At 66.0% G+C, this 7,500-nt stretch carries 9 protein-coding genes and 1 tRNA gene (1 of these 10 only partly in view); 5 read left to right on the top strand and 5 right to left on the bottom strand.

All coding sequences use genetic code 11. The features are described 5' to 3' along the window. Nucleotides 1–92, bottom strand: the beginning of a protein-coding gene (locus ACP15I_RS20395) for an NnrU family protein (protein WP_424976455.1). It extends 571 nt beyond the left edge of the window; 92 of the gene's 663 nt are visible here — the first part of the coding sequence; it begins with the start codon at nucleotides 90–92; the stop codon falls past the left edge of the window. A gap of 258 nt (nucleotides 93–350) precedes the next feature. On the opposite strand from ACP15I_RS20395, the gene ACP15I_RS20390 reads away from it, so the two are divergent. The 3 genes from ACP15I_RS20390 (at nucleotide 351) to ACP15I_RS20380 (ending at nucleotide 3,407) form a co-directional block, all read left to right on the top strand. Then, complete coding sequence (locus ACP15I_RS20390) at nucleotides 351–1,370, top strand: sugar ABC transporter substrate-binding protein (protein WP_424976454.1); 1,020 nt, start codon at nucleotides 351–353, stop codon at nucleotides 1,368–1,370. A 193-nt stretch (nucleotides 1,371–1,563) separates the two neighbouring features. Continuing rightward, entirely contained in the window at nucleotides 1,564–2,637 is a 1,074-nt protein-coding gene (locus tag ACP15I_RS20385) for an ABC transporter permease (RefSeq protein ID WP_424968120.1), read from the top strand. Continuing rightward, entirely contained in the window at nucleotides 2,637–3,407 is a 771-nt protein-coding gene (locus ACP15I_RS20380; RefSeq protein ID WP_424976453.1) for an ATP-binding cassette domain-containing protein, read from the top strand. Before ACP15I_RS20385 ends, ACP15I_RS20380 begins: the two co-directional genes overlap by 1 nt. Nucleotides 3,408–3,650: 243 nt before the next feature. Here ACP15I_RS20380 and ykgO read toward each other — a convergent pair whose 3' ends face one another. Then, nucleotides 3,651–3,776 carry a type B 50S ribosomal protein L36 gene (ykgO, locus tag ACP15I_RS20375; RefSeq protein WP_035255927.1) on the bottom strand — a complete coding sequence of 42 codons (126 nt, stop codon included), beginning with the start codon at nucleotides 3,774–3,776 and terminating at the stop codon, nucleotides 3,651–3,653. Between the two features lie 68 nt (nucleotides 3,777–3,844). Next, nucleotides 3,845–3,919 (bottom strand) — tRNA-Val (locus tag ACP15I_RS20370). 133 nt (nucleotides 3,920–4,052) lie between these two features. Between ACP15I_RS20370 and ACP15I_RS20365 the strand changes: the two genes are divergently transcribed. Then, nucleotides 4,053–4,916: an N-formylglutamate amidohydrolase gene (locus ACP15I_RS20365; protein WP_424968122.1), complete on the top strand. Its 864-nt coding sequence runs from the start codon at nucleotides 4,053–4,055 to the stop codon at nucleotides 4,914–4,916. 12 nt (nucleotides 4,917–4,928) lie between these two features. On the opposite strand, the gene ACP15I_RS20360 is transcribed toward ACP15I_RS20365, so the two are convergent. Then, entirely contained in the window at nucleotides 4,929–6,182 is a 1,254-nt protein-coding gene (locus ACP15I_RS20360; protein WP_424976452.1) for a DNA polymerase IV, read from the bottom strand. Nucleotides 6,183–6,211: 29 nt separating this feature from the next. On the opposite strand from ACP15I_RS20360, the gene ACP15I_RS20355 reads away from it, so the two are divergent. After that, nucleotides 6,212–6,697, top strand: a complete 486-nt coding sequence (locus ACP15I_RS20355; protein WP_424968124.1) for a hypothetical protein — start codon at nucleotides 6,212–6,214, stop codon at nucleotides 6,695–6,697. Between the two features lie 24 nt (nucleotides 6,698–6,721). Here the strand turns inward: ACP15I_RS20355 and ACP15I_RS20350 are convergent, their stop codons facing one another. Then, nucleotides 6,722–7,309, bottom strand: coding sequence for a hypothetical protein (locus ACP15I_RS20350; RefSeq protein ID WP_424976451.1), 588 nt, complete (start codon nucleotides 7,307–7,309; stop codon nucleotides 6,722–6,724). Between the last annotated feature and the right edge of the window lie 191 nt (nucleotides 7,310–7,500).

Genomic DNA, 7,500 nt, shown 5'->3' with positions numbered 1-7,500 from the left:
GCCACGAGCCAGGGCTTTACCGGCGGGCGCACCGGGATCGCGTGGCTCAGCAAGAACACCGCAAAGGCAACCCCCAGCTCTGTCCATCCCATGATCCATCGATCCCTGTCTTGCGCTCTCTGCCCGGCACTAGAGACCCGGGTCCCCCGCCTGTCCTTGACCTGCCGCAAGGATCACCGCATCCCCCCGGTTGGATCCGAGTGTCCTCTCGGCCGACCACGACCCCAAGGCCTAAGACCCGCGATTGATTGACAAGTTGCCGCAGCCTGTGGTTCGCTCTGTCCAGTCCCGCCCTCAGAGCGGGCATCTTTTGCGCCGAAAACGGGCGCATGTTCTGGGAGGAGCATTCTATGAAAAAGCTGATGCTGGGCACGGCCCTGGCCTGTCTTTCCATGTCCGGAGCCGCCATGGCGGCTGGTCATTCGGTCTCTGCCTGCCTGATCACCAAGACGGACACCAACCCGTTCTTCGTGAAGATGAAGGAAGGCGCGACCGCCAAGGCCGAGGAACTGGGGATCGAGCTGAAATCCTTCGCCGGTAAGGTCGATGGCGATCACGAGACCCAGGTGGCCGCGATCGAGACTTGCATCGCCGATGGCGCCAAGGGGATCCTGATCACCGCGTCCGACACCTCGTCCATCGTTCCGGCGGTGCAGCAGGCGCGGGATGCGGGCCTTCTGGTCATCGCGCTCGACACGCCGCTCTCGCCAATTGATGCGGCGGATGCGACCTTTGCCACGGACAACTTCCTGGCCGGCGAGTTGATCGGCGCCTGGGCGGCGGCGTCGCTTGGCGATGATGCAGGCAATGCCAAGATCGGCATGCTAGACCTGGCCGTGTCGCAGCCCACCGTGGGCGTGCTGCGCGATCAGGGCTTCCTGCAAGGCTTCGGCATCGAACTGGGCGATCCCAACAAATGGGGTGACGAGGATGACCCCCGGATCGTCGGCAATGACGTGACCGCAGGGAACGAGGAAGGCGGCCGCCGCGCCATGGAGAACCTTCTGGCCAAGGACCCCTTCATCAACGTCGTCTACACGATCAACGAACCGGCCGCCGCCGGGGCCTATGAGGCGCTCAAGGCCATCGGTCGCGAGAATGACGTGCTGATCGTCTCCGTCGATGGCGGCTGCCCCGGGGTCCAGAACATCGCCGATGGCGTGATCGGCGCCACTTCGCAGCAATACCCGCTCTTGATGGCGTCGCTCGGGATCGAGGCGATCAAGACCTGGGCCGAAAGCGGCGAGAAGCCCGCGCCGACCCCGGGCAAGGACTTCTTCGACACCGGCGTGGCGCTTGTCACCGACGCCCCCGTCGATGGTGTCGAAAGCATCTCGGTCAAAGAGGGCATGGACCTCTGCTGGGGCTGACCTGCAGCCTCTGACCGAAGGGCGGTGGCGTCGTTTGGATCCTGACCCGGGATCCGCGCGCGCCACTGGTCCGGCGCTGACCCCGGCATTGCACCACGGCCGGGGTCACGCACCCCCCAAGACCGCGCCTCGCATCGGCGCGGCATTCCTTGTCCGACCCATTCGTCCTCAACTGTAACGTCCGGAGCCGCCCATGACCGACCCCACCCCGCAAGGGCAGGATTACGAAGCCGCGCTCAAGGACAGCGCCACCTCGGTGGCCGAGTTCGATCATGGCCCCCAGGGATTCACCCGCAAATTCCAGCATGCGCTGCACCAGACGCCGGCACTCGTGCCGTTGATCGTGCTGGTGGCGGCGATTGCCATCTTCGGGATCCTGCTCGGGTCAAAGTTCTTCTCTCCCTTCGCCCTGACGCTCATTCTGCAACAGGTGCAGATCGTCGGCATCGTGGCCGCGGCCCAGAGCCTTGTGATCCTGACCGCCGGGATCGACCTGAGCGTGGGCGCGATCATGGTGCTGAGCTCGGTGGTGATGGGGCAATTCACCTTCCGCTACGGGATCCCGGTCGAGATCTCGATCGTCTGCGGGCTGATCTGCGGGACGGCGATGGGCTTCATCAATGGCTGGCTCGTGGCCAAGGTGAAACTGCCGCCCTTCATCGTGACGCTAGGCATGTGGCAGATCGTGCTGGCGACGAATTTCCTCTATTCCGCGAATGAGACCATCCGCAGCCAAGAGATCCGCGAAGAGGCGCCTCTCCTGCAGTTCTTCGGCACCACGCTGGAACTGGGGGGCGCGCGCCTGACCTATGGCGTGATCTTCATGGTCGTGCTCGTTTTCGTGCTGGCCTATGTGCTGAGGCAGACCGCCTGGGGGCGGCATGTCTACGCGGTGGGCGATGATCCCGAAGCGGCCGAGCTGTCGGGCGTGCAGGTCTCGCGCGTGCTGATCTCGGTCTACATGCTGTCGGGGCTGATCTGCGCCTTTGCGGGCTGGGCCCTGATCGGACGGATCGGGTCGGTTTCGCCGACCTCGGGGCAGCTTGCGAATATCGAAAGTATTACCGCCGTGGTGATCGGGGGGATCTCGCTCTTCGGCGGGCGCGGCTCGATCCTGGGCGCGTTTTTCGGCGCGCTGATCGTGGGCGTGTTCACGCTCGGCCTGCGCCTCCTCGGGGCGGATGCCCAATGGACCTTCCTGCTCATCGGCCTGCTGATCATTGCCGCTGTGGCGGTGGACCAATGGATCAGAAAGGTGTCGGTCTGATGGAACCCATTCTTGCAGGCAAAAACCTGGTCAAACGCTATGGCCGCGTGACCGCGCTCGATCATTGCGACTTCGAGCTCTACCCGGGCGAGATCCTCGCGGTGATCGGGGATAACGGGGCGGGGAAATCCTCGCTGATCAAGGCGGTGTCCGGAGCGGTCATCCCCGATGAGGGCGAGGTCTATCTGGAGGGCAAACAAGTGCGTTTCAGCAGCCCGCTGGATGCGCGGGATGCGGGGATCGAGACGGTCTACCAGCAGCTTGCCATGTCCCCGGCCCTGTCGATTGCCGACAACATGTTCATGGGGCGCGAGCTGCGCAAACCAGGGTTCCGCGGCAAGTGGCTGCGGCAGCTGGATCGGGGCGCCATGGAGGCCTTTGCCCGCGACAAGCTGAGCGAGCTGGGCCTGATGACGATCCAGAACATCAACCAGTCGGTGGAGACACTGTCCGGGGGGCAGCGGCAAGGGGTCGCCGTGGCGCGGGCGGCGGCCTTCGGGTCCAAGGTGATCATCCTCGACGAGCCCACGGCAGCGCTCGGCGTGAAGGAAAGCCGCAGGGTGCTGGAACTGATCCTCGATGTGAAGGCGCGGGGAATTCCGATCGTCCTGATCAGCCACAACATGCCCCATGTGTTCGAGGTTGCGGATCGGATCCACATCCATCGGCTGGGCAAACGGCTCTGCGTGATCGACCCCAAGGAGTACGAGATGTCCGACGCGGTGGCCTTCATGACCGGCGCGCGGGAGCCTGAGGCCGACGCCGCCTAGACGGGGATCGGTGGCGCGATCCGCATGCGGATCGCGAGCGACGCGCGAGGGGATAGGCCCGACCACCATGTCCGACCGTCCGGCCTGCGCGGGTCCGCGCCATGCACATGTGCATGGCGCCCCCGACCCGAAGCCTGCCCCTGCCCGGGGCATCCCCCTGCTAGAACATGACAAAACCGCCGGGTTTCCCGCGGCGGTTTACATCTTTTCAGTGATCGACCGGATCGCTCCGGCGGCGCGGGCTCAGCCCTGACGCGCTTTGAACCGACGTTGGGTCTTGTTGATCACGTAAACGCGGCCCTTGCGACGCACGATCCGGCAATCCCGGTGGCGCTGCTTGAGCGAGCGGAGCGAGTTCTTGACCTTCATGGGTCTGTCTCCTGTCGCGGCGCGCACTGCGCCAAGGTGGATGGCCGCCCCGAAGGACTGGGCCGAGATGGTGGGCGGTACTGGGATCGAACCAGTGACCCCTTCGATGTCAACGAAGTGCTCTACCGCTGAGCTAACCGCCCGATGAGATACCGAAATCGCCAAAATCACTCCTCGGCGGAGCCACCTTCGCGATCGGTTCGCGTCCTATAAAAGGAGTCGCAAAGGTGTTCAAGGGCTTTTGGCCTGCCCCCGGTTCGGTCTAGTATATCTCCAATGATGCACACAGCATATACACTCGGGCGCCCCCGGCCCTGCACCACATCGGTCGTGTTCGCCTCGCCCCATTCCGGGCGCGCCTATTCGCAGGACTTCCTGCGGGCCACGATCCTCGACACCCATACGATCCGCTCCTCCGAGGATGCCTTCGTGGATGAGTTGATCGCCTGCGCCCCGCGCCACGGGGCCCAGACCATCGCGGCGACAGCGCCGCGCGCCTATATCGACCTCAATCGCAATTCCGACGAATTGGACCCGGCGGTGGTCAGCGGCTTGCGCCGGGTCACCCATAACCCGCGGATCAGCTCGGGCCTCGGCGTGGTCCCCCGGGTGGTGGCCAATGGCCGCGCGATCTACCGCGGCAAATTGCACCTGAACGAGGCCAAGGCCCGGCTCGACGCCTATTGGCACCCCTATCATGACCAGCTGCGCCGCATGCTCGACATGACGCGCAACAGTTTCGGCCAGGCGATTCTCGTGGATTGCCACTCCATGCCCCATGAGGCGATCGACGCGCTGCACCAGCACTCCGACGAACGCCCCGACGTGGTGCTGGGCGACCGGTTCGGCGCGGCGGCAGCAGCCCATGTGGTCGACCATATCGAAGCCGCCTTCACCAATGCCGGCTTGCGCGTGGCGCGCAATGCCCCCTTTGCCGGCGCCTTCATCGCGCAGCATTACGGCCGCCCCTCGCGGAACCAGCATGTGGTGCAGATCGAGATCGACCGCGCGCTCTACATGGATGAAGAGAGAATTGAGCGTGGCCCGCAATTCCGCGGCTTCCAGCGCCTGATGGAACAGGTGATCGCCGAGATCGCCGGGTTTGGCCGCGCCTCCCAGGTGCCCCTGGCCGCAGAATAGCGCCCGGCGCGCCTAGCGCAGGGCGCGTCCCTTCAGGATCGCATCCTCACCGAATTTCGCGCGGATCGCATCGGTCGCGCGCTCTGCCGCGGCCCGTTGCGCTGCGCCCGGGTCGAGCAGATCTCCGGTCAGATCCGCGTTCCCCTCCGGCACCAGATCGCTGAGCCCCACGCCCAGCAGACGATAGCTGTCCCCACGGGGCACCGCGCGGAACAGCTCCATCGCCTCGCGAAAGATCCGGTCGGCGATCTGGCTCGGGTCGCGCAGGGCATGGCGCCGCGTGATCAGGCTGTGATCAGATTTCTTCAGCTTGAGCTGCACCACCCGGCCCGCCACCCCCTTAGCCTTGGCCCGTCCCGCAACCTTCTCGGCCATGCGCCAGACATGCCCCTCCAGCAGATCCGGGTCCGCCGTATCCTCGGAAAAGGTGGTCTCGTTGGAGATCCCCTTGACCGGGGTCCGGCTCGAGACCGGGCGACGATCCTCGCCGCGCGCCAGATGCCAGAGCCGTAGGCCCATGGACCCGAACCGCGCCACCAGATCGGTCTGCTCCCAGCGGGCGAGATCGGTGAAGGTGCGGATCCCGGCAGCCTCCAGCGCGGCCTGCCCCGCGGCGCCCACGCCCCAGATCATCCGCACGGGTTTATCGGCCAGAAACTCCAGCGTTTCGGCCTTGCCGATCACCGCGAACCCGCGCGGTTTGTCGAGATCCGAGGCGATCTTCGCGAGGAACTTGTTGTGGGACAGCCCGATGGAGCCGGTCAGACCGAGCTCGTCCTCCATCCGCTTGACCAGCCGCGCCAGCATCACCGCCGGGGGCGCGCCATGCAGGCGCGCGGTCCCGCCCAGATCCATGAAGGCCTCGTCCAGCGACAGGGGTTCTACATCCGGGGTCATCTCATCCATCATCACGCGGATCGCGCGACTGGCCTCCACATAGGCGTCAAAACGCGGCTTGATCACCACTGCATCCGGGCAGAGTTCCAGCGCCTTGAACATCGGCATGGCCGAGCGCACGCCCTTGATCCGCGCCACATAGCAGGCAGTCGAGACCACGCCGCGCCGCCCGCCTCCGATGATCACCGGCTTGTGGGCCAGCTCGGGATTGTCGCGTTTTTCCACCGAGGCGAAGAACGCATCGCAGTCCATATGGGCAATGCTCAGGGTGTCGAGCTCCGCATGACGGATCAGCCGCGGGCTGCCACAACGCGGGCAACGCGGTTTTTCGATGTTTTGCTGCTGACATTCACGACAGAGACTGGTCATCTAGGCGCCGAGACCCACTTTCGCATGATATGCTGGGGACAGTATACGGATTCTCTGTGCCGCAACAGAACACACACACCGATTTTCAGGGGGTGACCCTGGCAGCCCTGCATCGCGACAAGGTGGCTGTTACCTGTTTGCCCGCGGATGAACGCTCCGGGGCGGATGGGCCGCTCTGGACCTTGCCGCATCTGGGCCGCGTCGAAGGGCGCAGCCCGGCGGAAACTGCGCTGCTGCTCGCCGAAGAGGTGCTGGGCTTTGCCCTGCCAGTCACGCGGCTGAACTGGCCGATTCTCTGTGCGCCCCCGGCCGCCGCGCCGGACCTGCCCCCAACCTGGTTCTTCGCCGCCTGGCTCAGCCCGCTGGAATGGGAGGTGCTCTCCCGGGATGGCGGGCCGCGGAACGCCCTGATGATCGGGGTTGATGTGTATCTGCGGGCCACGACCGTGCTGCCGGAGCAGCAGGCCAGCCTCAGACAATACCTCAGCCAGTCCCGCAGCGCGCCCCAGGCCTAGACCCGGGCGCCGGGGCCCACGCGATCAGCGCAACGCCGCCAAGGGGGCCGCCGCAGCATCGCGACGCAGCTCTGTCACGACCGGTTGGCTCACCCGGTCCCGTTCGTCAGCCAGAACGAGGATTTCGGCGGCCAGGCTGGCCTCCTGCGACACCGGGGCGGGCCTGGAGCGGGCGCGTCGCCCGCCGCTCCGGGGGTGTCCGCAAGCCGCCGCCTGCTGCATCGCTGCGCGAAGCTTTGCGAGCGACCGGGCCATGCGTCGCCGGGCCCGCTGGCGGGCACAATACGCGCCCAGAACGGCACCCGCCGCGCCCGCCGACAGGGCCAGCCCGGCCAGCAGGGACGGCGACGGGGAAAGCCCCGGCAGAGAGGCTGCAATCGCAGCCATCAGCGCGGCGAAGGGAATGGCAAGCGCCAATGCCTCGGTCCAGCCCGACGCGCGGTATCCGGCATTGAGCGACGTCTCGGCAGTGAGGGCAAGATGCGGCGAGATCCCCGGGATCTGCACACTGAACCCTCGGAGCGGGCGGCGGCGACCCATGCGCAGGTCGACCTCCACTGCATCGAGATCGGCCTGGGTCGCGAGAATGACGACGGGGAGCGGCTTGGACATAATCACCTCATCAAATCCGGGGTGACCCAGCGCATTTGGCGGGCCACGGGATCTGACTAGGGGGTCCGGTGTCATAATGACGTTAGGGAAGCGTCAGTCGCGCCAGAGATCCGATTGGGGGGGGGGGCGCCGGGCGCAAGCGCCCGGCCCGGACCCGCCCTGCGTAGGGGCCGGGTCGTCCCGGCGCCACA

Source organism: Dinoroseobacter sp. S124A (assembly GCF_049801015.1).
In the GTDB taxonomy this organism is placed as follows: domain Bacteria; phylum Pseudomonadota; class Alphaproteobacteria; order Rhodobacterales; family Rhodobacteraceae; genus Dinoroseobacter.
This window is presented reverse-complemented; position numbering and strand designations above follow the sequence as displayed.